24 protein-coding genes are annotated in these 26,324 nt (G+C 71.2%); 13 read left to right on the top strand and 11 right to left on the bottom strand.

The annotated features are described in order from the left end of the window. The first annotated feature begins 204 nt into the window (after positions 1–204). Positions 205–867 carry an ArsR/SmtB family transcription factor gene (locus ABEB03_RS30635; RefSeq protein WP_345656128.1) on the top strand — a complete coding sequence of 221 codons (663 nt, stop codon included), beginning with the start codon at positions 205–207 and terminating at the stop codon, positions 865–867. Further along, the gene (locus tag ABEB03_RS30630; protein ID WP_345656127.1) at positions 864–3,398 is read left to right on the top strand and encodes an ABC transporter permease; all 2,535 of its coding nucleotides are present in this window, start codon (positions 864–866) and stop codon (positions 3,396–3,398) included. Before ABEB03_RS30635 ends, ABEB03_RS30630 begins: the two co-directional genes overlap by 4 nt. A 105-nt stretch (positions 3,399–3,503) precedes the next feature. On the opposite strand, the gene ABEB03_RS30625 is transcribed toward ABEB03_RS30630, so the two are convergent. The 8 genes from ABEB03_RS30625 to ABEB03_RS30590 form a co-directional block, all read right to left on the bottom strand. Next, positions 3,504–3,902 carry a rhodanese-like domain-containing protein gene (locus ABEB03_RS30625; protein ID WP_345656126.1) on the bottom strand — a complete coding sequence of 133 codons (399 nt, stop codon included), beginning with the start codon at positions 3,900–3,902 and terminating at the stop codon, positions 3,504–3,506. Next, complete coding sequence (locus tag ABEB03_RS30620) at positions 3,899–4,426, bottom strand: cupin domain-containing protein (protein ID WP_345656125.1); 528 nt, start codon at positions 4,424–4,426, stop codon at positions 3,899–3,901. Before ABEB03_RS30620 ends, ABEB03_RS30625 begins: the two co-directional genes overlap by 4 nt. A gap of 76 nt (positions 4,427–4,502) precedes the next feature. Next, positions 4,503–4,589, bottom strand: a complete 87-nt coding sequence (locus ABEB03_RS30615) for a putative leader peptide (protein ID WP_324608114.1) — start codon at positions 4,587–4,589, stop codon at positions 4,503–4,505. A 268-nt stretch (positions 4,590–4,857) separates the two neighbouring features. Continuing rightward, on the bottom strand, positions 4,858–6,525 hold the full coding sequence (locus ABEB03_RS30610; protein ID WP_345656124.1) for an FAD-dependent monooxygenase: 1,668 nt from the start codon (positions 6,523–6,525) through the stop codon (positions 4,858–4,860). A gap of 225 nt (positions 6,526–6,750) precedes the next feature. Then, positions 6,751–7,650, bottom strand: coding sequence for an amino acid ABC transporter permease (locus ABEB03_RS30605; RefSeq protein WP_345656123.1), 900 nt, complete (start codon positions 7,648–7,650; stop codon positions 6,751–6,753). Beyond that, positions 7,647–8,312 carry an amino acid ABC transporter permease gene (locus ABEB03_RS30600; RefSeq protein WP_028802336.1) on the bottom strand — a complete coding sequence of 222 codons (666 nt, stop codon included), beginning with the start codon at positions 8,310–8,312 and terminating at the stop codon, positions 7,647–7,649. Before ABEB03_RS30600 ends, ABEB03_RS30605 begins: the two co-directional genes overlap by 4 nt. A 74-nt stretch (positions 8,313–8,386) precedes the next feature. Beyond that, the gene (locus ABEB03_RS30595) at positions 8,387–9,223 is read right to left on the bottom strand and encodes a glutamate ABC transporter substrate-binding protein (protein WP_345656122.1); all 837 of its coding nucleotides are present in this window, start codon (positions 9,221–9,223) and stop codon (positions 8,387–8,389) included. Between the two features lie 108 nt (positions 9,224–9,331). Continuing rightward, entirely contained in the window at positions 9,332–10,108 is a 777-nt protein-coding gene (locus tag ABEB03_RS30590) for an amino acid ABC transporter ATP-binding protein (protein WP_345656121.1), read from the bottom strand. Positions 10,109–10,390: 282 nt separating this feature from the next. Between ABEB03_RS30590 and ABEB03_RS30585 the strand changes: the two genes are divergently transcribed. Together ABEB03_RS30585 and ABEB03_RS30580 are read left to right on the top strand one after the other, a co-directional pair. Then, positions 10,391–11,077, top strand: a complete 687-nt coding sequence (locus ABEB03_RS30585; RefSeq protein WP_095937060.1) for a response regulator transcription factor — start codon at positions 10,391–10,393, stop codon at positions 11,075–11,077. A 9-nt stretch (positions 11,078–11,086) separates the two neighbouring features. Next, positions 11,087–12,493, top strand: a complete 1,407-nt coding sequence (locus tag ABEB03_RS30580; protein WP_345656120.1) for a HAMP domain-containing sensor histidine kinase — start codon at positions 11,087–11,089, stop codon at positions 12,491–12,493. A gap of 260 nt (positions 12,494–12,753) precedes the next feature. Here ABEB03_RS30580 and ABEB03_RS30575 read toward each other — a convergent pair whose 3' ends face one another. After that, on the bottom strand, positions 12,754–13,752 hold the full coding sequence (locus ABEB03_RS30575) for a TAXI family TRAP transporter solute-binding subunit (protein WP_345656119.1): 999 nt from the start codon (positions 13,750–13,752) through the stop codon (positions 12,754–12,756). An 87-nt stretch (positions 13,753–13,839) separates the two neighbouring features. Here ABEB03_RS30575 and ABEB03_RS30570 point away from each other — a divergent pair, with 87 nt between their 5' ends. From ABEB03_RS30570 to ABEB03_RS30560, 3 genes are all read left to right on the top strand, one after another. Next, positions 13,840–14,355 carry a pyrophosphohydrolase domain-containing protein gene (locus ABEB03_RS30570; RefSeq protein WP_345656118.1) on the top strand — a complete coding sequence of 172 codons (516 nt, stop codon included), beginning with the start codon at positions 13,840–13,842 and terminating at the stop codon, positions 14,353–14,355. 40 nt (positions 14,356–14,395) lie between these two features. Continuing rightward, a complete protein-coding gene (miaB, locus tag ABEB03_RS30565; RefSeq protein WP_345656117.1) occupies positions 14,396–15,922 on the top strand; it encodes a tRNA (N6-isopentenyl adenosine(37)-C2)-methylthiotransferase MiaB in 1,527 nt (508 codons plus the stop codon). Between the two features lie 308 nt (positions 15,923–16,230). Beyond that, a complete protein-coding gene (locus ABEB03_RS30560) occupies positions 16,231–16,950 on the top strand; it encodes a class III extradiol dioxygenase subunit B-like domain-containing protein (protein WP_345656116.1) in 720 nt (239 codons plus the stop codon). A 108-nt stretch (positions 16,951–17,058) separates the two neighbouring features. Here ABEB03_RS30560 and ABEB03_RS30555 read toward each other — a convergent pair whose 3' ends face one another. Then, positions 17,059–17,322, bottom strand: a complete 264-nt coding sequence (locus ABEB03_RS30555; protein ID WP_028802327.1) for an antitoxin — start codon at positions 17,320–17,322, stop codon at positions 17,059–17,061. Positions 17,323–17,346: 24 nt separating this feature from the next. Further along, positions 17,347–17,604 carry a hypothetical protein gene (locus ABEB03_RS30550; RefSeq protein ID WP_345656115.1) on the bottom strand — a complete coding sequence of 86 codons (258 nt, stop codon included), beginning with the start codon at positions 17,602–17,604 and terminating at the stop codon, positions 17,347–17,349. Between the two features lie 183 nt (positions 17,605–17,787). On the opposite strand from ABEB03_RS30550, the gene miaA reads away from it, so the two are divergent. The 6 genes from miaA (at position 17,788) to hflX (ending at position 26,270) form a co-directional block, all read left to right on the top strand. Then, the gene (gene miaA / locus ABEB03_RS30545) at positions 17,788–18,726 is read left to right on the top strand and encodes a tRNA (adenosine(37)-N6)-dimethylallyltransferase MiaA (protein ID WP_345656114.1); all 939 of its coding nucleotides are present in this window, start codon (positions 17,788–17,790) and stop codon (positions 18,724–18,726) included. A gap of 107 nt (positions 18,727–18,833) precedes the next feature. After that, positions 18,834–19,397 carry a hypothetical protein gene (locus tag ABEB03_RS30540; protein WP_345656155.1) on the top strand — a complete coding sequence of 188 codons (564 nt, stop codon included), beginning with the start codon at positions 18,834–18,836 and terminating at the stop codon, positions 19,395–19,397. Positions 19,398–19,467: 70 nt separating this feature from the next. Further along, a complete protein-coding gene (dapF, locus tag ABEB03_RS30535; protein WP_345656113.1) occupies positions 19,468–20,337 on the top strand; it encodes a diaminopimelate epimerase in 870 nt (289 codons plus the stop codon). Between the two features lie 481 nt (positions 20,338–20,818). Next, positions 20,819–23,032 (top strand): RelA/SpoT family protein, encoded by a 2,214-nt coding sequence (locus tag ABEB03_RS30530; protein ID WP_345656112.1) that lies wholly within the window; start codon positions 20,819–20,821, stop codon positions 23,030–23,032. 78 nt (positions 23,033–23,110) lie between these two features. Then, positions 23,111–24,607 carry a M1 family metallopeptidase gene (locus ABEB03_RS30525; protein ID WP_345656111.1) on the top strand — a complete coding sequence of 499 codons (1,497 nt, stop codon included), beginning with the start codon at positions 23,111–23,113 and terminating at the stop codon, positions 24,605–24,607. 169 nt (positions 24,608–24,776) lie between these two features. Further along, the gene (hflX, locus tag ABEB03_RS30520) at positions 24,777–26,270 is read left to right on the top strand and encodes a GTPase HflX (protein ID WP_345656110.1); all 1,494 of its coding nucleotides are present in this window, start codon (positions 24,777–24,779) and stop codon (positions 26,268–26,270) included. Positions 26,271–26,324 lie beyond the last annotated feature (54 nt).

Genomic DNA, 26,324 nt, shown 5'->3' with positions numbered 1-26,324 from the left:
CCGGCAGACGTACGAGGGCTCTGAGCACGGTCGACGCGCGGGGGCGCCGATCGCGTTCGGAGCCCGCTCGCCGTCCGGGCGTACCGCAGCACACGCTCGACTCCAGCGACTCAACTCCCCTTGGCCGGGGTGGGGTTAACCCCCGGTGGAAGACGCCGGGCCGCCGCACTGCACAGACACCTGTGCACAGACGACTGTGTACGCATGGCACAGGAACCCGGCGCGCGAGCGGAATCCCCCTCGAAGGCGCCGCACGCACCCACCGAGCTCTCCGACCTCGCCACGCTCAAGGCGCTCGCGCAGCCCCGTCGGCAGCGCATGCTCCAGCACCTCACCCTGCACGGCCCCGCCACGTCCGCCACGCTCGCCCGGGCGCTGGGACTCAACACCGGATCCACCAGCTACCACCTGCGCGAACTCGCACGGTACGGCTTCGTGGAGGAGTCGTCCGACCCGCGCGGCCAGGGCAGGCAGCGCTGGTGGCGGGCCGTGCCCGGAGACCGCCGCTTCCCGCCGCGCAGCCGGCAGAGCGCCGAGATGCGGCTCGTCATGGACGAGCTGAACCATCACGCCTACGCCGCCGACCTCGAACTCTTCGAGCAGACCCAGCTCCAGGCCGGCGGATACGAAGACCCCTGGGCGGACGCCTTCCCCTACTCGCGCGGCAGCATCCGGCTGACCCTCCCCGAACTCCGCGCCTTCTTCGAGGAGTACATCGCACTCCTCAACCGCTACAAGCGCCCGGACGCGGACACCCCGCGCGGAGCGCGCACCGTACTCACCCGATTCCTCGCCTTCCCGGCCCCCGTCGCCGCTCCCGAGACCCACCCGGCGCCCCACAACAGAAGAGAGAGCGACCCCTCATGATGCTGCGGTACGCCCTGAAGACCGTCCGGGCCCGCAAGGGCGGCTTCGTCGGAGCCTTCCTCGCCCTGATGTGCGCCGCCGCTCTGATCACCGCATGCGGCACCCTCCTCGAAACCGGTCTGCGCGGCACGATCAGCACCGAACGCTATGCCGCGGCCCCCGTCGTGGTCTCCGCCGACCAGAACGTCCACCGGACCACGGTCAAGCACAAGAAGGGCAAGACCAAGGTCAAACACAAGGCCAAGCCGATCGCGGAACGGGCGTGGCTCGACGAAGGCCTTGCCGCACGGCTCCACCGGGCACCGGGCGTGGGCCGCGTCGTACCCGAACTGACTTTCCTGGCTCAGCCGTTGACGTCCGGTGCCGCTGTCGAGGCAAGCCGGCCCGCCTACGGTCACGCATGGGACTCCGCGGTGCTCACCCCCTACACGCTGAGCGCCGGAAGGGCGCCCAGGGCCGCGAGTGACCTGGTCGTCGACCGCCGTTTCGCCGAGCGCGCCCATCTGGAGCCCGGCGACCGTCTCACCGTCCAGTCGACGCAGTCGCCGCGCACCTACCGGATCACCGGAATCGCCCAGGCCGCCGTGAACGTCCGCCACCAGACCTCGCTCTTCTTCTCCACCGCCGAGGCGCGGCGCCTGGCCGCACACCCCGGACACGTCACCGCCTTCGGCGTCCTGCCGACCGAGGGGACCGGCACCACCGCCCTGGAGCGGTCGGTGACCGAGGCGCTGCACGGCACCACCGCACAGGTCGCTTCGGGGGACGCCCGCGGCCCGGTCGAGTTCCTGGACGCGGCCGCCGCACGTACGAAGCTGGTCAGCATGGGCGGCGCCATGGGCGGCACCTCCCTGTTGGTGGCCGTGCTGGTGGTCGTCGGCACCTTCGCCCTCTCCGTGCAGCAGCGCCACCGCGAACTCGCCCTGCTGCGCGCCATCGCCGCCACACCGGGCCAGATCCGCGGACTCCTCGGCAAGGAGGCACTGATCGTCGGGGCGGCCGCCGGGGTGACCGGCGCGCTCGCCGGACTTCCGCTGGGCGCCTGGCTGCACAGCCGGTTCGTCGCCATGGGGGCCGTCCCGGCCACGCTCCAGCACTCGGCCGGCGTCTTCCCGCCGTTCGCCGCGGTGGCCGCCACGCTCCTCGGCGCCTGGGCCGCCGCCCGTATCTCGTCGCGCCGGGTCGCCAGGATCCGTCCGGCCGAAGCACTCGCCGAAGCCCGCGCCGAGCGCACCCGCCCGGCCTGGGGACGCCTCCTCGCCGGCCTCGTCCTGCTCGCGGGGGGCGCCGTCCTCGTGGCCGTGCTCAGCGTGCTGCGCACCGAGCCCGCCTCGACTCCCGTGACCTTCCTGGCCGTCGTGGTCCTCGCCTGCGCCGTGGCGCTGCTGGGGCCGCTGCTGGTCAAGGCCGCCGCGACCGTACTCGCGGGCCCGCTGCGGCTGAGCGGCCCCGGTGGCCGCCTCGCGCGCGCCAATCTGCGGGGCAACGCGGCCCGCATGGCCTCCGTGGTCACCCCTCTCACCCTCCTCGTCGGCATGACCTGCACGGTGCTGTTCGTCCAGCCGACCCTCGGCGACGCGGCCCGAGCCCAGGCCCGCGAAGGAATCCGTGCCGACTGGGTGCTCGCCGCACAGGGGCCCGGTGTCCCGGCCGAGGCCGCCCGGGCACTGCGCGCGCGGCACGACGTCGTCACCGAAGTGGTCCGCACGACCGTCCGCGTCGGCCTCGACAAATACGCGGCCCAGGGAGTGACGCCGGCCGGTCTCACCCGCACCTGGGACCCGGAGGTCACCGCGGGATCCCTGAAGGACCTCGGGAACGACACCGTCGCCGTCAGCGAACTCGCCGCGCAGCAGCGCCACTTGAGGCCCGGTAGCACCCTGAAGCTCACCCTCGGTGACGGCACGCCGGTCACCGTGACCGTCGCCGCCGTCTACGCGAAGGGACTCGGCTTCGGGGACCTCACCTTCGCCCATGACCTGGTCGCACACCATGTCGACAACCCGCTCGCCACCTCCGTCCTGGTCGGCACGGACCGTACACAGACACAACTCGCGACTACGCTCCGTAAGTTCCCGGCGGTCCGTGTTCTCGCACCCGCCACCGCAGACTCGATCCAGGCGGAACGCCAGCAGGCGAACGCCGAGGTCAACTACCTCGCCATGGGACTGGTCCTGGCGTTCACCGCCATCGCCGTCGTCAACACGCTCGCCATGTCGGTGTCCGAGCGGGTCCGTGAGTTCGCGATGCTCCGCCTCGCCGGGGCGACCCGACGCCAGGTCCTGCGCATGCTGCGGACCGAAGCCCTGTCGGTGCTGCTTCTCGCCACCGCGCTCGGCAGTTCCATCGCGCTCGCCGTGCTGACCGCCTTCAGCGTCGGGATGACCGGCAGCGCGGCCCCGGCGGTCACGCCTCTGGTGTACGTGACGGTCGTCGCGGTCGCCGGAGTACTCGCACTCGTCGCCACCGCGCTGCCCGGCCGCGTCGCACTGCGGGTGCGCCCCGTGGCGGTGGCCACGGCCAAGGAGTAAGGGGCGATACGCAAGAGTGGGCGCCCCTTACCTCCGGGGGCGCCCACTGATGCGTACGGACATCGAGTGGCGCCCGAGGCAGGCGGGTACGCCAGGCGTTCCGGCCTACGCGGCGGTCACCGGGAAACCTGCCGCCTTCCACGCCTGGAACCCACCGACCAGATCGGTGGCCCGGTGCAGTCCCAACTGGCGCAGGGACAGGGCGGCGAGGCTCGACGCGTACCCCTCGTTGCAGATCACCACGATGCGCAGGTCGTGGCTCGTGGCCTGCGGGGCGCGATGACTCCCGTGCGGGTCGAGGCGCCATTCCAGTTCGTTGCGTTCGACGACGAGGGCGCCGGGAATGACGCCGTCGCGTTCGCGCAGCGCGGCGTACCGGGTGTCGACCAGCAGTGCCCGGCCGGCCTCCGCGGCCTCGTAGGCCTCCGCGGCCTCCACTCGGTCCAGGTCCTCGCGGGCCCGCTCCAGCAACTCGTCGATCCCCACGGGGCGCGGGCCGCTCACTGCCAGTCCTCCGGACGCTCGACGTGCTCCAGGCGCAGTACCGGACCCGTACGGCTGTAGCGGCGGATCTGCGGGAGCGGCGGGTAGTAGGCGTGGATCGAGATCGCGTGCTCCTCGGTGGACTCGTTGAGCACCTCGTGGACATGGTGGCGGCCGAAGGAACGCCCCTTGCCCGCCGGCAGGTTCCGTTCCCGGTCGATGCCCTCGGACAGTTCCAGGGTCTTCCAGCCGTCCGCGGGGAGGCGGGCGCCGAGAGAGTTCTCCTTGAGCTCGCCGGACGCGGTGAGGAAGGCGCCGACGGATTCGGCGTGGTCGTGCCAGCCGGTTCCGGTCCCGGGCGGCCAGCCGATGAGCCAGGCCTCACTGCCGCCCGGCCCTTCGAGACGCACCCAGGTGCGGCCCTCGTGGTCGAGGGGGAGCGAGGCGATCAGTTCGGTGTCGGCGGCCGTACGGCGCACGAAGTCGAGCAGGTCGGCCTGCGTGGGGGTTTGCGGGAGCGTGTCGACAGCGGGGGACACAGACACTCGTACCGTCCTGAGGGTTCGCGTGGGAGCGCGCGGCAGCGAGAGCGCGGCGCGCGCAAGGAAGAGGGGTGCGAATTCAGCAGGACGGGCGACACACGCAGCCCGCATAGCGGACGAGGTCCATATGGACCCTCCGCCACAGGCGTACACGGGTGTCGGTCACGTTCCGGAGTAGACCATGACGGCGCAGACCGGTCAACTCACCGTCACTATGTGGACGCTCGGTAATCGTGGAGGCCTGGATTCCCTGGGTGCCGCTGCCGAGAGCCGGGCGGCAGCGGGTCACCCCGTGATCGGACGGACGGGCGGTCGGTGCCGGACCGAGGCAGAGGTGAGGCAGACCTGAGGCGGACCGATTCGCACCCCGGCACTGCCCGAATTCCACGGCGACCCGGGACCCGGGGGACTCGGTCGGTGCCGGGGCGGGGGACTCAGCCCGTGCTCGCGGTGGCCTCCGTCTTCGTGGGGCCGCCGAGCGCGGCCTCCGCCGCCTCGTACAGATCGGCCGGGCGCACCCCGCCGAGCGCGGTGACCAGGTGCCCGTCCGGGCGGACCAGGAGCACGGTGTGCGCGGCGGCGCCGGGGTAGTTCTCGGCGACCAGCAGTTCGGCGGGGTGGGGGAGCGCGGTCACGGCCGCCGCGAGCCGGGGCATGATCCCCGCCGTGACCCAGTGCTTCCGTTCCCACACGCCCGTACCGGGAGCGACCAGTACCACGAGGAGGACCCCGCGTCCGAGCCGCTCGCGCAGCCCCACGAAGGAGCCGTCCTCGGCGGTCACGCGCACGTCGACGACGGGCGCGCCCGGAGCGGTGTGCACGGGGGTCTCCGACTCGGCACGCGGAGGTGCGAGCGGCGAGTCCCCGTACGTCCCCGGCGCACCCAGCGGGCCGCGTCCCAGATGACCGTCCGTGAGCAGCGCGTCATGACCTCGGGCGGCCCCGGGAACGTAGGCGCGCAGACCTCCGCCGCCGCGGAGCAGCGGCAGCGCCTGGTCGGCGGCGCGCAGCCGGGCGGCGACGACCGCGCGACGCTCCGTCTGATAGCTGTCCAGCAGCGACTCGTGCGGTCCGTGGTGCCAGGCGAGCGCGAGTTTCCAGGCGAGGTTGTCGGCGTCGCGCAGGCCCTCGTCGAGCCCCTGGGTGCCGAGCGCGCCCAGCAGGTGCGCGGAATCACCCGCGAGGAAGACACGTCCGGCGCGCCACCGGCGGGCGAGCCGGTGGTGGACGGTGTGGACTCCGGTGTCGAGCAGCTCGTACGGGGGTGTGGGGCCGCCGCTCCAGCCGGCGAGGGTCTCCCGGACACGGGTCACCAGCAGATCGGGCGTCACCAGGTCCTTGCCCGGGGGCAGCAGCCAGTCGAGGCGCCACAGGTCGTCGGCGAGCGGGCGTGCGGTCACCTCCGCGGCCGAGGGACTCGACGTCCGCCACGGTGGCGTGCGATGCAACAACGCCTCGCCGGGCCAGGGAAGTTCCGTGCGCAGTGCCGCGACCGCGTGCCGCTCCACGGCCGTGCGTCCCGGGAACCGGATGTCCTGGAGCTTGCGCACGGTGGAGCGGGGGCCGTCGCAGCCGACCAGGTAGCTGCCGCGCCACCAGGTGCCCTTGGGGCCCTTGGTGTGCGCGGTGACGCCCGAGGGCTCCTGCTCGATGGCGTCGAGGCGGCTGTCCACGGCGAGCTTGATCAACTGTTCGTCGCCGATGGCGTCGCGCAGGGCGCCGGTCAGCGCGTGCTGCGTGATGTGCAGCGGGGCGGCGTACGTCCCGGCGCCGGCGCCGCCCTGGGGGGACGCCGTGCCGGGTGCACCGGCCGGGTCGTCCGCCGCGGGTGTCTCGCCGCCGAACGTGATCTCGCGCGTCACCTGCTTGCGCCGCAGAGACCGCCATCCGGCCCAACGGAACCCCAGCTCGGAGAGCGGGAGACCGGTCAGCCGCTCGACGAGCGCGACCGTGTCCTCGCGCAGCACGACCGTCCTGGCGAGCCGCTGTTCATCCTTGCCCGGCCCCTCGTCGAGGACCACGCACGGCACCTCCTGGCGGGCCAGCGCAAGGGCGAGGGCGAGCCCTACGGGGCCGGCTCCGACGATGATCACCGGGTCCACGACGCGGCGCCCCCTGCCCGGTGCGGTGCCCTGAGGGACGTACGGGAACAGGCAGTTGGAGCGGGGTGCACGATCACAGAACGTATGCAACCCATTGCCGCTGCTTGCGTCAAGTGACGGAGGCAGCGGCGCTCGCGCCACTGCCTCCGTCATGCTCACATCTCGTCAGTTCTTAGGCCCGGCCGTCACCTTGCGTACGGCGATCCCCCGACCCGGTCCGCAGTCTCACGGCGCTTTGGTGGTGTCCGGGTGCTCGCCCGGCGTCGCGAGTTCGGCGACGGCGTCGGCACCGACGACCGCACCGGTCGACTTCTTGCCGCGACGCAACCGGCCCTCGAGCCAGCTCGCGAAGCTCGTCAGGCTGAAGTTCAGCACGATGTAGATCACGGCCACGACCGTGAAGCTGGCGATCGTGTTGGCGCCGTAGTACGCGCTCATCGGGCCGACCGAGGCGAGCAGTTCCGGGAAGGTGAGGACCGCGCCGCCGAGCGCGGTGTCCTTCACGATGACGACGAGCTGGCTGACGATCGCCGGGAGCATCGCCGTGACCGCCTGCGGCAGCAGGATGAACCGCATGACCTGGTTCTTGCGCAGGCCGACCGCCATGGCCGCCTCGGACTGTCCCTTGGGCAGGGACAGGATGCCCGCGCGGACGATCTCCGCGAGGACCGAGGAGTTGTAGAGCACGAGGCCGGTGACGACCGCGTAGAACGGACGGTCGTCCGAGCTCACGTCCGTGTACTGGGAGTAGGCGGCCACGGCGAAGATCATGAGGACCAGCACCGGGATGGCGCGGAAGAACTCCACGATCGCACTCGCCGGGACGCGGACCCAGGCATGGTCCGAGAGCCGCGCGATGCCGAAGAAGGCTCCCAGCGGCAGCGCGATCACCATCGCGAGCGCCGCGGCCTTCAGCGTGTTCTTGAGGCCCGGCAGAAGGTACGTGGTCCAGGCCTCGGAGTGGACGAAGGGCTTCCACTTGTCCCAGGTGAGCTGTCCCTTGTCGTCGAGGTTCTTGAACACCCACCACGCCACGGCGGCGAGTCCGACTATGAACACCACCGTGTAGAGGATGTTGCGCCGCTTGGCCCGGGGGCCCTGGGCGTCGTACAGGACGGAGGTCATCGCTTCACCGCCACCTTCTTGCCCACCCAGCCGAGCAGCAGGCCGGTCGGCAGCGTCAGGCACATGAATCCGAAGGCGAAGACGGCCGAGATCGCGACGAGCTGAGCCTCGTTCTCGATCATCTCCTTCATCAGGGTCGCCGCTTCGGCCACACCGATCGCGGCCGCCACCGTGGTGTTCTTCGTCAGCGCGATCAGCACGTTCGTCAGCGGGCCGACGACCGAACGGAAGGCTTGTGGCAGCACGATGAGCGTCAGGACCTGGGTGAAGTTCAGGCCGATGGCGCGTGCCGCCTCCGCCTGGCCCACCGGGACGGTGTTGATGCCCGAACGCAGTGCCTCGCAGACGAAGGCGGAGGTGTAGGCGATCAGACCCAGCACGGCAAGCCGGAAGTTGATCGTGTCGAAGTTGCTCGATCCGAGGCTGACACCCAGGGTCTGGTTGAGGCCCAGTGAGGTGAACAGAATGATCACGGTGAGCGGGATGTTCCGCACGATGTTCACGTAGGCGGTGCCGAAACCGCGCATGAGGGGCACAGGGCCGACGCGCATGGCCGCCAGCATCGTTCCCCAGATGAGAGAGCCGATGGCTGAGAAGACGGCGAGTTTCACCGTCACCCAGAAGGCTCCCAGCAGGTCGTAACCTTCAAGAAAGTCGAACACGATCTCCCGCGCTTCCGCGTGTGGCGATGCCCGGGTGCGCCACCCCCCGTGGGCGGCGCACCGTCGGGCCCTGCTCAGCTGACGACGTTGCCGATCTTCGGCGCCGGCTCGTTCTTGTAGTTCGCCGGGCCGAAGTTCTTGTCGACGGCCTTCTGCCACGAACCGTCGGCGACCATCTCTTCGAGGGCCTTGTTGATCTTGGCCTTGAGGTCGCTGCCCTTCTTGACGCCGATGCCGTAGTTCTCGTTGGTCATCTTGAAGCCGCCGAGCTTGAACTTGCCCTTGAAGTTCGACTGCGCCGCGTAACCCGCGAGGATGGAGTCGTCCGTCGTCAGGGCGTCGATCGCCTTGTTCTGCAGGCCGGTCAGACACGCCGAGTACGTCGGGTACTTCTGGAGCTGCGCCTTGGGGGCCAGCTTGTCGTGCACGTTCTGGGCCGAGGTCGAACCCGTCACCGAGCACAGCTTCTTGCTGTTGAGGTCCGCCGGCGACTTGATGGAGTTGTCGTCGGCGCGGATCAGGACGTCCTGGTGGGCCAGCAGGTAGGGGCCGGCGAAGTCGACGAGCTGCTGGCGCTCAGGGGTGATCGAGTAGGAGGCGGCGATGAAGTCGACGTCACCGCGCTTCAGCATGTTCTCGCGGTCGGCGCTCTTCGACTCCTTCCACTGGATCTGGTCGGCCTTGTAGCCGAGCTTCTTGGCGACGTACGTCGCGACGTCCACGTCGAAGCCGGAGTAGCCCTGCGGGGTCTTCTGACCGATGCCGGGCTGGTCGAACTTGATGCCGATGGTGATCTTCTTGCCGCCACCCGACGACCCGTTGTCGTCCTTGTCGCCCGAACCGCACGCCGTGGCGGTGACCGCGAGCGCGAGGACGGCGGCCGAGGCGGCGGTGACCTTGCGGAGCTTCATGGTGAACATCCTTTGACTGGTGAAGAGATGCAGTTCTTCAGGAACGAATGGGGGACTTCGGGGGCTGGACCCCGTCGACGAGGGCCAGCCGTGAAGAAGCGCAGGACGTCAGTGGTGCAGGATCTTCGACAGGAAGTCCTTGGCACGGTCGCTGCGCGGGTTGCTGAAGAACTGGTCCGGCACAGCCTCTTCGACGATGCGACCGTCGGCCATGAACACCACTCGATTGGCGGCCGATCGGGCGAAGCCCATCTCATGGGTGACGACGATCATGGTCATGCCGTCCCTGGCGAGCTGCTGCATGACCTCCAGGACCTCGTTGATCATCTCGGGGTCCAGCGCCGAGGTCGGCTCGTCGAAGAGCATGACCTTGGGGTCCATGGCCAGCGCCCGGGCGATCGCGACACGCTGCTGCTGGCCGCCCGACAGCTGTGCGGGGTACTTGTCCGCCTGCGTGCCGACGCCGACGCGGTCGAGAAGCGCGCGGGCCTTCTCCTCCGCGGCCTTCTTGTCGGCCTTGCGGACCTTGATCTGCCCCAGCATCACGTTCTCGAGCACCGTCTTGTGCGCGAAGAGGTTGAAGGACTGGAAGACCATGCCCACGTCGGCCCGCAGCCGGGCGAGTGCCTTGCCCTCCTCGGGCAGCGGCTTGCCGTCGATCGAGATGTCACCCGAGTCGATGGTCTCCAGGCGGTTGATGGTGCGGCACAGAGTGGACTTTCCGGACCCGGAGGGCCCGATGACCACGACGACCTCGCCGCGGGCGATCGTCAGGTCAATGTCCTGGAGCACGTGCAACGCGCCGAAGTGCTTGTTGACGCCCTTCAGGACGACCAGTTCCTCGGCCGCGGCCACGGCGTCCTTGGCCACCGATGCTTCGGTCATCGCTTTTTGGCTCCATCCTCCTCGGTTTCGGAGGACAGTAGTAACCCCGTACGACCAGCGTCATTACATCTGAGGGGAACTTGAGCATCACGATCCGGTAGCAATCGGACACGTGTCGTAGCAGGGGGTGTGCGGCCGCGTACCGGCTGGGTAACGGAAGCCGTCGGCAACCCGATGGCTCTTGACGCCATCCTTGTCCATCGGCGTGACTTCCACAGTGCACGCGCGCGTCGCGTATCTACAAGCCGAGACCGTACGAGCGATGAACCGGAGGGGGCCGGAATGAGACTGCTCCTCGTCGAGGACGACAACCATGTCGCCGCCGCCCTGTCCGCGGTGCTGGCGCGACACGGTTTCGACGTCACGCACGCCCGCAGCGGCGAGGAGGCGCTCCAGGCGCTGGTGCCGGAGTGCGACGGCTTCGGGGTCGTCCTGCTCGACCTGGGACTGCCCGACCAGGACGGCTACGAGGTGTGCGGCAAGATCCGCAAGCGGACCAGCACCCCGGTGATCATGGTCACCGCCCGTTCGGACGTACGCTCCCGCATCCACGGCCTCAACCTCGGCGCCGACGACTACGTGGTGAAGCCGTACGACACCGGAGAGCTGCTCGCCCGTATCCACGCCGTCAGCCGGCGCAGCGTGCCGGACGAGGCCGCCACCCACGGCGAGACCGCGCTGCGCCTCGGACCCGTGCACATCGAACTCCCCAACCGCCAGGTCACCGTCGACGGTTCGACCGTCCAACTGACCCGCAAGGAGTTCGATCTCCTCGCACTGCTGGCCCAGCGGCCCGGGGTGGTCTTCCGCCGGGAACAGATCATCAGCGAGGTGTGGCGGACCAGTTGGGAGGGGACCGGACGCACCCTGGAGGTGCACGTCGCGTCCCTGCGTTCCAAACTGCGCATGCCGGCGCTGATCGAGACCGTACGCGGCGTCGGGTACCGGCTCGTCGCCCCGGTGCCGTAGCGGGGCCGGGTGCGCACACGTCTTCTGCCGCTGCTCATCGTCCTGATGGCCGCTGTGCTGCTGGCGCTCGGCGTCCCGCTGGCCGTGAGTGTGGCGGCGGCCGAGCAGCAACGGGTGGTCGTCGACCGCATCGACGACACGGCGCGCTTCGCGGCCCTCGCCCAGTTCGTCACGGACCCGCCGACCGCGGCCCCGGAGAACTTCACCGACGAACGCGGCCAGACCCTGCGCACGGAACTCGCCCGCTACTACAGCGTGTACGGCATCCGGGCCGGCGTCTTCTACCGCAACGACACGCCCATGGCCAACGCGCCGGACACCTGGTTCCTGCCCAAGAAGGGCGAGGCGCGCGACGCGTTCAACGAGGCGCGCGTCAGCCGGCGCAGCCACGACCCGCAACAGGTCTGGCCCTGGCAGCGGCACCGCCTCGTCGTCGCCTCCCCGGTCATCAGGGACGGTGACGTCATCGCCGTCGTCGTCACCGACTCGCCGACCGGGCAGATGCGCTCCAAGACCCTGCACGGCTGGCTGATCATCGGCGCGGGCGAGATCGCCGCGATGCTGCTCGCCCTCGGCGCGGCGTTGCGCCTCACCGGCTGGGTCCTCAGACCGGTACGCGTTCTGGACGCCACCACCCACGACATCGCGACCGGGCGTCTGAAGTCCCGGGTGGCGGCCGCCGGCGGCCCGCCGGAGCTCAGACGACTGGCCCGGTCGTTCAACGAGATGGCGGACAACGTCGAAGAGGTCCTGGAGCAGCAGCGCGCCTTCGTCGCCGACGCCTCGCACCAGCTGCGCAATCCGCTCTCGGCGCTGTTGCTGCGCATCGAACTGCTCGCCCTGGAACTGCCCGAGGGCAATGAGGAGATCGCGTCGGTCCGTACCGAGGGCAAACGGCTCGCCCAGGTGCTCGACGACCTTCTCGACCTGGCGCTCGCCGAGCACGCCGAGGCCGACCTCCAGCTGACCGACATCGGCGCCCTGACGGCCGAGCGCGTGGCGTCCTGGCAGCCCGTCGCCGAGAGCAAGGGCGTACGGCTCGCGGGGGCCTGCCCGGCCACCACGGCCTGGGCGGACCCCGTCACCCTGTCCAGCGCCCTGGACGCGGTCATCGACAACGCGGTGAAGTTCACGCCCGAGGGAGGAAGCGTCGACGTGGAGGTCGCCTCGAACGGGGAGGCCTCGACGATCGTCGTGACCGACGGCGGCCCCGGCCTCAGCGAGGAGGACCTGGCCCGCGTCGGGGACCGGTTCTGGCGGAGCGCGGGACACCAGAACATCAAGGGCTCGGGCCTCGGCCTGTCCATCTCGCGCGCGCTGCTCTCGGCGGGCGGCGGCTCGATCGCGTACGACCACCACGAGCCGCACGGCCTGCGGGTCACGGTGAGGGTGCCGAGGTCGGGGCCGACTTCCTGAGCGACCGCCCTCGTGCCGGGGCTGGGCTCGATCGGCCGCCCTTCTGCCACGGACAGGGCCTGATCGACGGCCCTCCTGCCATGGGCAGGGCCTTATCGACCGTCCTCCCGCCATGGGCAGGGCCCTATCGACCGTCCTCCTGCCATGGACAGGGCCCTATCGACCGCCCTCGCGCGGAGCCTCGGCTCGCGGAGCGACGGTCCCACGCGCCGCTCGGCCGTGGGCGACCGCCCTGGCGCGCGGCCAGGGCTCGAGTGGAGTCAGGGCTTGATCGACCGGTAGTAGCGGCGGGCGCCCTCGTGCAGCGGCAGGGGGTCGGTGTAGATGGCCGTGCGCAGGTCGACGAGCTGCGCCGCGTGCACCACGGCGCCGATGCGGTCACGGCTGGCGATCACCGTGCGGGTGAGCTCCTGGGTGAGGTCCGCGTCCGCGTCCTCCCGCGTGATCAGGTAATTGGCCACCGCCAGCGTCTGCACGGACATGCCGCGCTGAGCCTTGGGGTAGGCGTCGGCGGGCATCACCGCGGCGCGGTAGTAGCGGGAGGCGCCGCCCTGCTCGTGCAGCTTCTTGATGAGCTTGCTGCCGATCGGCACGAGCCTGATGCTGTCCGTCCTGGACAGTTCCACCACGGCGCTCGTCGGCAGGCCGCCGGACCAGAAGAAGGCGTCTATCTTGTGCCGCTTGAGCAGGTCCGGCATGGTCGCGATGCCGTCGGCCACCGGGCGGATGTCCTCGTCGGGGTCGAGCCCGGCCGCCTGGAGCACATGGTTGGCGATCAGCCGTACCCCGGAGCCGCTCGGGCCCACGGCGACGGTCTTGTTCCGCAGGTCCGCCACCGACTTCACGGACGACGAGCGCGGGACGACCAGGTGCACGTAGTCGTCGTAGAGCCGGGCGCAGCCCCGCAGTCGCTTCGCCCCCGGCCTGCCGTGCAGCAGGTACGTCTCCACCGCGTCGGCCGCCGCGATGGTGAAGTCGGCCTTCCCCGTGGCCACCCGCTGGACGTTTTCCTGGGAGCCGTCGCTGTTCTGCAGCTCCACGTCCAGGCGGGGGAGATCCTTGGCGATGGCGTCCTGAAGGAGGGTGCCGTACTTCTGGTAGACCCCCGTCGGCGTGCCCGTGCTGAACCTGATCCTCCCGCTGGGCGACTCCTCGCCCAGCGGCAGCAGCCACCACAGCAGCAGCCCGAAGACCACGAACGCGGCCGCCGAGCCGAGCAGCGCGCGGCGCCGGCCGATACGGGGGAGTGCCTGAAGCATTCCGCGATCCTGCCAGCCGGGGGCTGCCATGACCAGGGCCGCCCCCGCCGACCGCGCGGCCACCTCCCGGATCGGTAGGGTCGCCGGATGCCGTCCTCCGATCCCTCCCAGGACCCCACGCCCCGCGTCCCGGCCTCCTCCTCCGCCGTCCCGGCCCCCTCCGCTGTCCCCGCGCCTTCGCCCCGTACCGCTGGTGCCCCCGCGGCGTCGCCCGCGTCCCTGGTGCGCGAGTTCCACCTCGCGTTCGGTCTGGACGCCCGCAGTACCCCGACCGAGGTGTCCCCGGCCCTGGCCGCCCAGCGCGGCGACCTGCTCGCCGAAGAGGCCGCCGAGGTCGCCGAGGTCTCGGTCGGCGGCCCGCTCGACCGGCTGGCGCACGAGCTGGCCGACGTCGTGTACGTGGCCTACGGCACCGCGCTCGTCCACGGCATCGACCTGGACGCGGTGATCGCCGAGGTCCACCGGTCCAACATGACCAAGCTGGGCCCCGACGGCCGGGTCGCCCGCAGGGCCGACGGCAAGGTCCTCAAGGGGGACCACTACAGGGCCCCGGACGTCGCCCGGATCCTTCGCGGTCAGGGCTGGACGGCCGCTGAGGCATAGGGCGACAGGAGGTACCCCGGGTACCGCCTACCCTTGTCACATGAGCAGCAGCGACCGGAGTCAGGCAGTGGACGTTCAGGAACCCAAGACCTACGAAGTGCGCACTTACGGGTGCCAGATGAACGTGCACGACTCCGAACGGCTCTCCGGGCTCCTCGAGGGCGCCGGCTACGTGCGTGCGCCCGAGGGTTCGGACGGCGACGCCGACGTGGTCGTCTTCAACACCTGCGCCGTCCGGGAGAACGCCGACAACCGGCTGTACGGCAACCTCGGCCGCCTCGCCCCGATGAAGTCGAAGCGTCCCGGGATGCAGATCGCCGTAGGTGGCTGCCTGGCCCAGAAGGACCGCGACACCATCGTGAAGAAGGCGCCCTGGGTGGACGTCGTCTTCGGGACGCACAACATCGGCAAGCTGCCGGTCCTCCTGGAGCGCGCCCGCGTCCAGGAAGAGGCCCAGGTCGAGATCGCCGAGTCCCTGGAGGCGTTCCCTTCGACGCTGCCCACTCGGCGTGAGAGCGCGTACGCCGCCTGGGTCTCCATCTCCGTCGGCTGCAACAACACCTGCACCTTCTGCATCGTCCCGGCGCTGCGCGGCAAGGAGAAGGACCGCAGGACGGGCGACATCCTGGCCGAGATCGAGGCACTGGTCGGCGAGGGCGTCTCCGAGATCACGCTGCTCGGACAGAACGTGAACGCCTACGGGAGCGACATCGGCGACCGCGAGGCCTTCAGCAAGCTGCTGCGGGCGTGCGGGCAGATCGAGGGCCTGGAGCGCGTCCGCTTCACCTCCCCGCACCCGCGCGACTTCACGGACGACGTGATCGCCGCGATGGCGGAGACCCCGAACGTGATGCCGCAGCTGCACATGCCGCTCCAGTCCGGCTCGGACACGGTGCTGAAGGCGATGCGCCGCTCGTACCGCCAGGACCGCTACCTGGGGATCATCGAGAAGGTACGCGCGGCCATCCCGCACGCCGCGATCACCACCGACATCATCGTGGGCTTCCCCGGCGAGACCGAGGAGGACTTCGAGCAGACCATGCACGTGGTCCGCGAGGCCCGGTTCACCCAGGCGTTCACCTTCCAGTACTCCAAGCGCCCCGGAACGCCGGCGGCCACCATGGAGGGGCAGATCCCCAAGGAGGTCGTCCAGGCGCGCTACGAGCGTCTCGTCGCCCTCCAGGAGGAGATCTCCTGGGACGAGAACAAGAAGCAGGTCGGCCGCACCCTGGAGCTGATGGTCGCCGAGGGCGAGGGCCGCAAGGACGGCGCCACCCACCGGCTCTCCGGCCGCGCCCCCGACAACCGCCTGGTCCACTTCACCAAGCCGGACGAAGAGGTGCGCCCCGGCGACGTGGTCACCGTCGAGATCACGTACGCCGCCCCGCACCATCTCCTCGCCGAGGGCCAGGTCCTGAAGGTGCGCCGCACGCGCGCGGGGGACGCCTGGGAGAAGCGCAACGCCGCCGAGGCCGCGAAGCCGGCGGGTGTCATGCTCGGGCTGCCGAAGATCGGCATGCCCGCACCGCTCCCGGTCGCCACGGGCAGCGGCTGCGGCTGCGACTGAACCGGCCTGCCCGGGGCCGGGACGACCCCGGTCCGATCAGGGTCGGCCGCTTCGACTTGACCGGGACGGGCCGACCCCGGTCCGATCAGGGTCGGCCGCTTCGACTTGACCGGGACGGGCCGACCCCGGCCCGACCGGGGGGACTGCCCCGGACCGACCGGAGGCGGGGGGCTGACGCGATCTCCGGCCCCGCGAGCGGGCTCGCCGGCGAGGGTTCACGCGGCTGCCTGCGCACGCGCCCCTTCCTGCCCACGGGCTGGAAGGGGACTCGGGGCTGATGCCCCACCGAGCGCGTTACGCTGCGGATCATGCTTGTAGCCGCCGCAGTCTGCCCCTGCCCTCCGCTGCTCGTCCCCGACGTCGCCGCCGGCGCGGCCCCCGAGCTGGACGCGGCGCGCGCCGCGTGCTCCGACGCGTTGGGACTGCTGGCCGCTTCCCGTCCCGACCTGCTGGTCGTCGTGGGGCCGGCCGACGAGTCCGGTCGTGGCACGTTCCCGCAAGGGGCACCTGGCTCCTTCCGTGGGTTCGGCGTCGATCTCGACGTGCACCTCGGGGGAGAGGGGCCCGCCCCGGCCGCTGCGGAGCGCGGGCTGCCGCCGTCGCTGGCCGTCGCCGCGTGGCTGCTGGAGCGGACGGACTGGTCCGACGCCCCCGTGGAGGGGCTCGGTGTGGGGGAACCGCTCGCGGCCGAGCGCTGCGTCCGGGCCGGGCAGGCGATCGCGGGACGGGCCGAGCGGGTGGCGCTGCTGGTGATGGGCGACGCCAGCGCGTGCCGGACGCTCAAGGCGCCGGGCTACCTCGACGAGCGTGCGGAGGCCTTCGACGCCGAGGTCGCCCGTGCGCTCGGAGTGGCGGACCTGGCGGCGCTGAAGGCGCTGGACACCGAGCTGGCGTACGAGCTCAAGGCCTCGGGCCGAGCGGCCTGGCAGGTCCTCGCGGGCGCTGCCGAGGGCGCGGGGCTGGGCGGCGCCCTGCTCTACGACGACGCTCCCTACGGAGTGGGATACCTGGTCGCGGCCTGGTCGTAGCGGACCTGCCGGTGCGCGCGAGCCGACCGGGCGGGCCGGGCGTGAAAACGGCGGACGGCCGGGAGCCCGGTGCGCTCCGCGGCCGTCCGCCGATATGTGGTGCTGTGTTCAGGATGCCGGAGGCGGGGACGGCGCGTCCGGCGGGGGCGTGGGCCCGCCACTGTCCTTGTGCGCGAGTCGGTCCATGGCACCCTTCGCCTTGTCGGTGCCCGTGTGGATCTTGTCGCTGTACTTGTGCTTGGTCTTCTCGTCGACCACCTTCGCGGCCTTGTCCAGACCGTCGGTGACCTTGCCCCCGTGCTGCTGCGCGAGGTCCGAGACCTTGTCCTTCGCAGGCGCCAGCTTGGACTTCAATGTCTCCAGGAGACTCATGGTTCCCCTTCTCTCGCGGGACAGTTACTTGCGGGCGCCCTCACCGGCCTCGTTGTCCGCGGCCTTGTCGGCCGTCTGCTGCTGAGGAATCTCCACGTCCTCCTCGGCAGCGGTCGCCGCGGTCTTCTCCGCGGTGGCCGGGCCTCCGGTCTCGGACGGTGCCTTCGCCTCCTCCGCCGTCTCCGCCTCGGCGTCGGCCCCGCACGGGCCGGTCTGCACCTCGGCGGTCGACGCCTCCTCCGTGGCCTTCGCCTTCCGGAGAAGCCGTGCAAAAACGCCCATATCCACTCCATACGTTACTCGTGAGAGCGAAATCCCGCGTCACCCGGTGCGTCCCATTGCTTCGCCCGGGTCACCGGTCCTCGAAAACCGGCGGCTGGAACCTCGCAACAGGCAACGACGCCGGACCCGTGGCGTCACGTAGCTCGTTCGAGGAGAGCCCGCGAGGTTTGCGAGACTGGGGCGGTGAGTAGCGCACCCCCCGCCCCCAGGGTCATCGCCGTCGTAGGACCGACCGCGGCAGGAAAGTCTGATCTGGGCGTTTTCCTCGCCCGACGCCTCGGAGGCGAGGTCGTCAACGCCGACTCGATGCAGTTGTACCGAGGGATGGACATCGGCACCGCCAAGCTGACGCCCGAGGAGCGCGACGGCGTCCCGCACCACCTCCTGGACATCTGGGACGTCACGGTCACGGCCAGCGTCGCCGAGTACCAGCGGCTCGCCCGCGCCCGCATCGACGCCCTCCTCGCCGAGGGCCGCTGGCCGATCCTGGTCGGGGGTTCCGGCCTGTACGTCCGCGGAGCCGTCGACAACCTCGAGTTCCCCGGCACCGACCCCGAGGTGCGGGCCCGCCTGGAGGAGGAGCTCGGCCTGCGGGGATCGGGCGCCCTGCACGCCCGTCTGGCCGCGGCCGACCCCGAGGCCGCCCGCGCGATCCTGCCCAGCAACGGCCGGCGCATCGTCCGCGCTCTCGAGGTCATCGAGATCACCGGGAAGCCCTTCACCGCCAACCTGCCGGGTCACGACTCCGTCTACGACACCCTCCAGATCGGCGTCGACGTGGCGCGGCCCGAGCTCGACGACCGCATCGCCCGCCGGGTCGACCGCATGTGGGACGCGGGGCTCGTCGACGAGGTGCGCGCGCTGGAGGCGCAGGGCCTGCGTGAGGGGCGCACGGCGTCGCGTGCGCTCGGATACCAGCAGGTGCTGGCGGCTCTCGCGGGCGAATGCACCGAGGAAGAGGCGCGCGCGGAGACCGTGCGCGCCACCAAACGCTTCGCGCGCCGACAGGATTCCTGGTTCCGTCGCGACCCCCGGGTGCACTGGCTCAGCGGCGCTGCGGCGGATCTCACAGAACTCCCGGGACTCGCACTGGCGTTGGTCGAACGACCGGTTACAGCCTGATCACGTCATGGCATCGGGACGCTCCGGCCGCCATCGCGGCCTCCGGCGCCGTGCCATCATCGAGCTTCGATCGACCAGTGAAGTCCGAGTTGGGAGGGCGCGTGGCGATGGAGGCCGGCCCTCGCGACACAGCACGAGACACCGAGCACGGCGCCGATCCGGACGAAGACCGTCCGGGCATCGGCCTTGATGGAGATCGTCTGAGCATCGACCCGGACGCAGACCCTCTGAACCCCGAGCCGGGCGCGGAGCGACTGAGCTCCGACGGTCCCGAGGACACCCCCGGCGGTGTGACCGCCGACGGGCCCGGGCTCGACGAGATGTCCCAGGGACCCGAGGTCGAGGTCGAGCTGCGCCCGCAGCGCAGGCTGCGCATCTGGCAGCTCGCGCCCATCGTGGGGCTGGCCGCGACCGGGTCGCTGATGTTCGCCTTCCCGCTCGCCTTCGAGTTCGGTGACGGGGGAGCCGTCGTCGCCATGCTCGGTCTGCTGATCTGCTCGTGCGCCGCGGGCTGGGGCATGATGGCCGCCCGCCGCGTCGGCTACACCTGGCCGGGCTTCCCGCCGCGGGGCTCCGGCCGCCGTCCGGACTGGCGCGTGGCGATCGCGTACGTGGTGGTCGTCGCCGCGGTGGCGGTGCTCGCCGTGTGGCGCGTGGCGCGGCTGCGCTGATCGCGCCGTCGCCCGTGCCGACGGGCCCCACGGCGGCGGGAGTGTCCTGCCGACCCCGTACGATCGAGGAATGAGCACGCGGATCGCCTTCCTCAAGGGCCACGGGACCGAGAACGACTTCGTGATCATCCCGGACCCGGAGAACGCCATCGACCTGTCCCCGGCCGCCGTCGCCACCCTGTGCGACCGGCGCGCGGGCATCGGCGGCGACGGTCTGCTGCACGTCGTCAGGTCCGCCGCGCACCCCGAGGCCAGGGCGATGGCCGCCGAGGCGGAGTGGTTCATGGACTACCGCAACGGCGACGGCTCGACCGTCGAGATGTGCGGCAACGGCGTGCGGGTCTTCGCGCGCTACCTCCAGCGTGCCGGGCACGTGACCGAGGGGGACATCGCGGTCGCCACGCGCGGGGGCGTGAAGACCGTGCACCTGGCCAAGGACGGGGACGTCACGGTCGGCATGGGCAAGGCACTCCTCCCCGAGGGCGACGTGACCGTCCGGGTCGACGAGCGCAGCTGGCCCGCCCGCAACGTGAACATGGGCAATCCGCACGCGGTCGCCTTCGTGGACGACCTCGCCCACGCCGGCAATCTGTTCACGCCCCCGCCGTTCAGCCCGGCGTCGGCCTACCCGGACGGGGTCAATGTCGAGTTCGTGGTCGACCGCGGCCCGCGCCACGTGGCCCTGCGGGTGCACGAGCGCGGTGTCGGAGAGACCCGCTCCTGCGGCACGGGCGCGTGCGCGGTGGCCGTCGCCACGGCGCGCCGCGACGGCGCCGACCCGGCCGTGACGGGCACGCCCGCTACGTACACCGTCGACGTGCCCGGCGGGCGCCTGGTCATCACCGAGCGCCCGGACGGCGAGATCGAGATGACGGGGCCCGCGGTGATCGTCGCCGAGGGCGAGATCGACGCGGAATGGCTGGCCGCCGCGCAGGGCTGAGCCCCGCGGCGTCCCGTCGGGCGAACCGCCCGGCCTTCGGCCGCACCGCACGGCACCGCGGCGCGATGCACGCACCGCACCGCACCGCACCGGCCCGTTCCGGCCGGGCCGCACGGTTCTGTCCGGGATCGCACGGCACCGCTCTGTCCGGGATCGCACGGCACCGCGGCGCAGCGCATGGCACCGGCCCGTCCCGGCGGGGCGGCGCGGGGCCGGTCGGGATCGCACGGCACCGCACCGGACCGGGGCACTCCGGTCGGGGTGCCGTTCCCGGCTCTGTCCTCAACCAAAGATCGAAACCGTAAACCCCCAATCCATCGCTCGAATGGGTGATCCGTTTCACGCTCGGCGAGAGGCGGTCAGTCGAGCGTGATGGGCTCGGTAGCATCAAGCACCGGCCCGGACGGGGGATCGAGGCAATCCCCTGAGCCGTGTTCGCCATGGGGCACCCGTCCGCCGGTCTACGCAGCCGGAGGTGCCCATGAGTGCGGAGGCGACGAATCCCGCGACGCCAGGTCCTGCGACGCCCGCCCCCAAGGTCTCGGCCCCGCTGGAGCAGGCGGCCCCCGCGGCACACCGCAGGAAGGGCCGCCCGCGGATCGACCTGCGCCGCCTCGGCAGGGCCGCGCTGCTGGGCCCGGCGGCCCGCGACCGGCTGCCCGACGCCATCGGCCATGTCGCCGACGCGCACCGTGCCCACCACCCCGACGCGGACCTCGAGCCCCTGCGCCGCGCGTACGTGCTGGCCGAGTCCTCGCACCGGGGTCAGATGCGCAAGAGCGGCGAGCCGTACATCACGCACCCCCTCGCGGTGACCCTCATCCTCGCCGAACTCGGCGCGGAGACCACGACGTTGACGGCCTCCCTGCTCCACGACACCGTCGAGGACACGGAAGTGACGCTCGATCAGGTGCGGGAGGAGTTCGGCGAGGAGGTCCGCTACCTGGTCGACGGCGTCACCAAACTGGAGAAGGTCGACTACGGCGCCGCCGCCGAGCCCGAGACGTTCCGCAAGATGCTCGTCGCGACCGGCAACGACGTCCGCGTGATGTCGATCAAACTCGCCGACCGGCTGCACAACATGAGGACCCTCGGCGTCATGCGCCCCGAGAAACAGGCGCGGATCGCCAAGGTGACCAGGGACGTGCTGATCCCGCTCGCCGAACGGCTCGGCGTCCAGGTGCTGAAGACCGAGCTGGAGGACCTGGTCTTCGCGATCCTGCACCCCGAGGAGTACGAGCGCACCCGGGAGCTGATCGCCGAGAACGCGGCGCGTGCCGGCGACCCGCTCGCGGAGATCGCCGACGAGGCCCGCGCGGTCCTGCGCGACGCGGGCATCCAGGCCGAAGTCCTCGTGAGGCCACGGCACTTCGTCTCCGTGCACCGCGTGTCGCGCAAGCGCGGACCGATGCGCGGCGCCGACTTCGGGCGGCTCCTGGTGCTGGTGAACGAGGACGCGGACTGTTACGGCGTCCTGGGCGAACTGCACACCTGCCTCACCCCGGTCGTCTCGGAGTTCAAGGACTTCATCGCCGTCCCCAAGTTCAACCTCTACCAGTCGCTGCACACGGCGGTGGCACGCGAGGACGGGGAGGTGGCCGAAGTCCTCATCCGCACCCACCAGATGCACAAGGTCGCCGAGGCCGGAGTCATCGCGCTCGGCAGCCCCTACGCCACGCCGTCGGAGGACCAGGCCGACGGCGACGGCGACGGCGAACGGCCCGACGGCGAGCGGGCCGACCCGACCCGCCCCGGCTGGCTGTCCCGGCTCCTCGACTGGCAACAGGGCGCCCCGGACCCGGACACCTTCTGGTCCACCCTGCGCGAGGACCTCGCCCAGGACCGCGAGATCACCGTCTTCCGCGCCGACGGCGGCTCGCTGGGCCTCCCCGAGGGGGCCAGCTGCGTGGACGCGGCGTACGCGCAGTACGGCGAGGACGCCCACGCCTGCATCGGCGCACGTGTCAACGGCCGTCTGGCGACGCTGAGTACGGTCCTCAGGGACGGCGACACCGTGCAGCTACTCATGGGCCAGGACCCGGCCTCCGAGCCGTCCAGGGAGTGGCTGGAGCACGCGCACACGCCCGCCGCGCGGATCGCCATCCAGCGCTGGCTGGCCGCGCACCCCTCGCCCACCGCCGACCCGTCGTCCGATGATTCCGAGGCGTCCGCCGTCCGGCGCCCGGCCGTCGAGGTCCCCGCCGAGCGTCCCGTCCAGGACGCGCCCACGGAACGGCCCGCCGCCAGCGCCGTCGTCGACCAGCCGGGCGCGTCCGTACGCCTCGCCGGCTGCTGTACGCCCGTACCGCCCGACGAGGTGACCGGCTTCGCCGTGCGCGGGGGAGTGGTGACCGTCCACCGGGTGGAGTGCGCCGGGGCGACGCGCATGAAGAGCGGGGGACGCGCGGAGATCGGCGTGCGCTGGGGGGACACCACCGAATGCCGCGTCACCCTGGTCGCCGAGTCCTTCGGCCGGCCCCATCTGCTCGCCGATCTCACCGAGGCCATCGCCCTGGAGGGCGTCGCGATCGTCTCGGCCACCGTCGAACCCCCCAGCCAGCAGCGCGTGCGCCACACGTACACGCTCCAACTTCCGGACGCGGCGCGTCTGCCCCGCCTGATGCGGGCCATGCGGAACGTGCCGGGGGTGTACGACGTGAGCCGCGCGCAGCACCAGGCGGCAGCCCCGCACTAGGCCGCCGCGCCGACCCGTTCGGGTGGGCCGGGCGCGCGTCGTCACCGAGTCGCGCGTGGGCGCTGGTAGCGGTGTTTCATGCTGCGCAACATCCGCCCCAGGATTCCCCGTCCCCCGACCCGCCGCATCAGGGCCGCTCTGCTCGCCTCGGCCGTCTCCGTCTGCCTGATCGCCGCGAGCGCCCCCTCGCCGGCCACCCCCCTCGGGATCGGCGACCGCCTCTTCCCGCACCTGGGCAACCCGGGATACGACGTCCAGTCGTACGACCTCGCGTTCACCTATCCCGGAGCCAACGACAAGCCGCTCGCGGCCGTCACCACCATCGACGCCCTCACGTTCTCCCGGCTGGAACGCATCAACCTCGACTACGCCCACGGCAAGGTGCAGTCGGTCGAGGTCAACGGGCAGCGCGCGGCATTCACGAGCGCCGGGCCGGACCTCGTCGTCACGCCCGCGAAGCCGCTGCCGCTGGGCAGCCGGATGCACGTCGTCGTGCACCACACGAGCGACCCGGTCACCGCCGAGGACCAGGACGGCGGCTGGGTCCGCACCAAGGACGGGCTCGCCATGGCCAACCAGGCCGACGCCGCCCACCTCGTCTTCCCGTGCAACGACCACCCCTCCGACAAGGCGATGTTCACCTTCCACGTCACGGCGCCCGACGGGTACACGGCCGTGGCGAACGGACTGCCCGCGGGAGCCGATCGCTCCAGCCGGTCCACCACCTGGACGTACCGCACCCTGCACCCCATGGCCACCGAGCTGGCGCAGGTCTCCATCGGCCGGTCCTCCGTGCTGCACCGGAGCGGGCCGCACGGTCTGCCCGTGCGGGACGTCGTGCCCACCAAGGACGCCAAGAAGCTCGAACCCTGGCTGAAGAAGACCCCCGACCAGATCGCCTGGATGGAGGGCAAGGTCGGCCGGTACCCCTTCGAGACGTACGGGCTCCTCATGGCCGAGGCGCAGACCGGCTTCGAGCTGGAGACGCAGACACTCTCCCTGTTCGAGAAGGAGCTGTTCACGGAGCCCGCGTACCCGAAGTGGTACGTCGAGTCGATCATGGTGCACGAGCTGTCGCACCAGTGGTTCGGCGACAGCGTCAGCCCGCGCGCCTGGTCCGACCTGTGGCTCAACGAGGGACACGCCACCTGGTACGAGGCCCTGTACGCGGAGGAGAAGGCGCACAAGCCGATGGAGGAGCGGATGCGGGCGGCTTACCGCGCGTCCGACTCCTGGCGCGACGCCGGCGGCCCGCCCGCGGCACCGAAGGAGCCGGCCCCCGGGCAGAAGATCAGCATCTTCCGGCCGAGCGTCTACGACGGAGCGGCACTCGTCCTGTACGCGCTGCGCCAGAAGATCGGGCGCTCCGCCTTCGAGCTCCTGGAGCGGACCTGGGTGAGCGCCCACCGCGACGACGTCGCCTCGACGGACGACTTCGTGGCCCTCGCGACCGCCGTCGCCGGCCGTGACCTGAGCGGGTTCTTCCAAGCATGGCTGTACGACAAGAAGACACCGCCGATGCCGGGGCACGAGGACTGGAAGAGCGACCCGCCGAAGGCGCGCAAGGGTGCCTGACAACTCGCGTGACGAGACGGGCCGTGCCGTGCGACCATCTTCGAGTCGCCGGCCCGGCCCCTCAGGGGTTCGCCCGGCGGAATCCGGGAATCTCCCGGTGGCCGGGGACGTTCTCCTCTATGACGGACGACGTCCGCCGAACAAGTGTTCCCATCGACGTAAGGATCCAATGACCTCCTCTTCTTCCCCTTCCCAGGACGCGCAGAGCTTCGCGCAGAACTACCCCGAAGGTCTTCGGGCCGATGCCCTGATGGAAGAGGACGTCGCCTGGAGCCACGAGATCGACGGAGAGCGGGACGGCGAGCAGTTCGACCGCTCCGAGCGCGCGGCCCTGCGCCGCGTGGCAGGCCTCTCCACCGAGCTGGAGGACGTCACCGAGGTCGAGTACCGGCAGCTCCGCCTGGAGCGCGTCGTACTCGTCGGTGTCTGGACCACGGGGACCATTCAGGACGCGGACAACTCGCTCGCCGAGCTGGCCGCCCTCGCGGAGACCGCGGGAGCGCTCGTGCTCGACGGCGTCGTCCAGCGCCGCGACAAGCCCGACGCGGCCACGTACATCGGTTCCGGCAAGGCCTACGAGCTGCGCGACATCGTCCTGGAGACCGGTGCCGACACCGTGATCTGCGACGGTGAGCTGAGCCCCGGCCAGCTGATCCACCTCGAGGACGTCGTCAAGGTCAAGGTCATCGACCGTACGGCCCTGATCCTCGACATCTTCGCCCAGCACGCCAAGTCCCGAGAGGGCAAGGCGCAGGTCGCGCTTGCGCAGATGCAGTACATGCTGCCGCGACTGCGAGGCTGGGGTCAGTCGCTGTCCCGTCAGATGGGCGGCGGCAAGGGCGGCGGCCTCGCCACCCGTGGTCCCGGTGAGACCAAGATCGAGACGGACCGGCGCCGTATCCGCGAGAAGATGGCGAAGATGCGCCGGGAGATCGCGGACATGAAGACCGGCCGCGAGATCAAGCGTCAGGAGCGCCGCCGCAACAAGGTGCCCTCCGTGGCCATCGCCGGTTACACCAACGCGGGCAAGTCCTCGCTGCTCAACCGCCTCACCGGCGCGGGCGTCCTGGTCGAGAACGCACTGTTCGCGACCCTGGACCCGACCGTGCGCCGGGCGGAGACCCCGAGCGGCCGGCTGTACACGCTGGCCGACACGGTCGGCTTCGTACGGCACCTGCCGCACCACCTGGTCGAGGCGTTCCGCTCCACCATGGAGGAGGTCGGCGACTCCGACCTGATCCTGCACGTGGTGGACGGTTCGCACCCCGCGCCGGAGGAGCAGCTGGCCGCCGTGCGCGAGGTCATCCGCGACGTCGGCGCCACCCACGTGCCGGAGATCGTGGTGATCAACAAGGCGGACGCGGCGGACCCGCTGGTGCTCCAGCGGCTGATGCGGATCGAGAAGCGCTCCATCGCGGTCTCGGCCCGCACCGGTCAGGGCATCGACGAACTGCTCGCGCTCATCGACAACGATCTGCCGCGCCCCTCGGTCGAGATCGAGGTGCTCGTGCCGTACACGCACGGCAAGCTGGTCGCCCGCGCGCACACCGAGGGCGAGGTGATCTCCGAGGAGCACACCCCGGAGGGCACGCTGCTCAAGGCGCGCGTGCACGAGGAACTGGCGGCGGACCTCGCGCCGTACGTCCCGGCACCGGCGCTGTAGTCGCACTCCGGCCTCCGCGACGCTGGAGACCGACGAGCAAGAAGGCCCGCCCCC

The sequence above is a fragment of the Streptomyces siamensis genome, assembly GCF_039543605.1.
Classification (GTDB): Bacteria; Actinomycetota; Actinomycetes; order Streptomycetales; family Streptomycetaceae; genus Streptomyces; species Streptomyces siamensis.
Note: the sequence above shows the minus strand (reverse complement) of the source record. Positions and strands in the feature narration are given on the sequence as shown.

What these genes read in the sequence shown, in the direction of transcription:
- ABEB03_RS30555 (WP_028802327.1), bottom strand. Translation starts at nt 17,322, where the DNA reads ATGAGTCTCCTGGAGACATTGAAGTCCAAGCTGGCGCCTGCGAAGGAC.
- ABEB03_RS30635 (WP_345656128.1), top strand. Translation starts at nt 205, where the DNA reads ATGGCACAGGAACCCGGCGCGCGAGCGGAATCCCCCTCGAAGGCGCCG.
- hflX (WP_345656110.1), top strand. Translation starts at nt 24,777, where the DNA reads ATGACCTCCTCTTCTTCCCCTTCCCAGGACGCGCAGAGCTTCGCGCAG.
- ABEB03_RS30595 (WP_345656122.1), bottom strand. Translation starts at nt 9,223, where the DNA reads ATGAAGCTCCGCAAGGTCACCGCCGCCTCGGCCGCCGTCCTCGCGCTC.
- ABEB03_RS30530 (WP_345656112.1), top strand. Translation starts at nt 20,819, where the DNA reads ATGAGTGCGGAGGCGACGAATCCCGCGACGCCAGGTCCTGCGACGCCC.
- ABEB03_RS30560 (WP_345656116.1), top strand. Translation starts at nt 16,231, where the DNA reads ATGCTTGTAGCCGCCGCAGTCTGCCCCTGCCCTCCGCTGCTCGTCCCC.
- ABEB03_RS30630 (WP_345656127.1), top strand. Translation starts at nt 864, where the DNA reads ATGATGCTGCGGTACGCCCTGAAGACCGTCCGGGCCCGCAAGGGCGGC.
- ABEB03_RS30525 (WP_345656111.1), top strand. Translation starts at nt 23,111, where the DNA reads ATGCTGCGCAACATCCGCCCCAGGATTCCCCGTCCCCCGACCCGCCGC.
- dapF (WP_345656113.1), top strand. Translation starts at nt 19,468, where the DNA reads ATGAGCACGCGGATCGCCTTCCTCAAGGGCCACGGGACCGAGAACGAC.
- ABEB03_RS30605 (WP_345656123.1), bottom strand. Translation starts at nt 7,650, where the DNA reads ATGACCTCCGTCCTGTACGACGCCCAGGGCCCCCGGGCCAAGCGGCGC.
- miaB (WP_345656117.1), top strand. Translation starts at nt 14,396, where the DNA reads ATGAGCAGCAGCGACCGGAGTCAGGCAGTGGACGTTCAGGAACCCAAG.
- ABEB03_RS30575 (WP_345656119.1), bottom strand. Translation starts at nt 13,752, where the DNA reads ATGCTTCAGGCACTCCCCCGTATCGGCCGGCGCCGCGCGCTGCTCGGC.
- ABEB03_RS30540 (WP_345656155.1), top strand. Translation starts at nt 18,834, where the DNA reads ATGGAGGCCGGCCCTCGCGACACAGCACGAGACACCGAGCACGGCGCC.
- ABEB03_RS30590 (WP_345656121.1), bottom strand. Translation starts at nt 10,108, where the DNA reads ATGACCGAAGCATCGGTGGCCAAGGACGCCGTGGCCGCGGCCGAGGAA.
- ABEB03_RS30585 (WP_095937060.1), top strand. Translation starts at nt 10,391, where the DNA reads ATGAGACTGCTCCTCGTCGAGGACGACAACCATGTCGCCGCCGCCCTG.
- ABEB03_RS30570 (WP_345656118.1), top strand. Translation starts at nt 13,840, where the DNA reads ATGCCGTCCTCCGATCCCTCCCAGGACCCCACGCCCCGCGTCCCGGCC.
- ABEB03_RS30550 (WP_345656115.1), bottom strand. Translation starts at nt 17,604, where the DNA reads ATGGGCGTTTTTGCACGGCTTCTCCGGAAGGCGAAGGCCACGGAGGAG.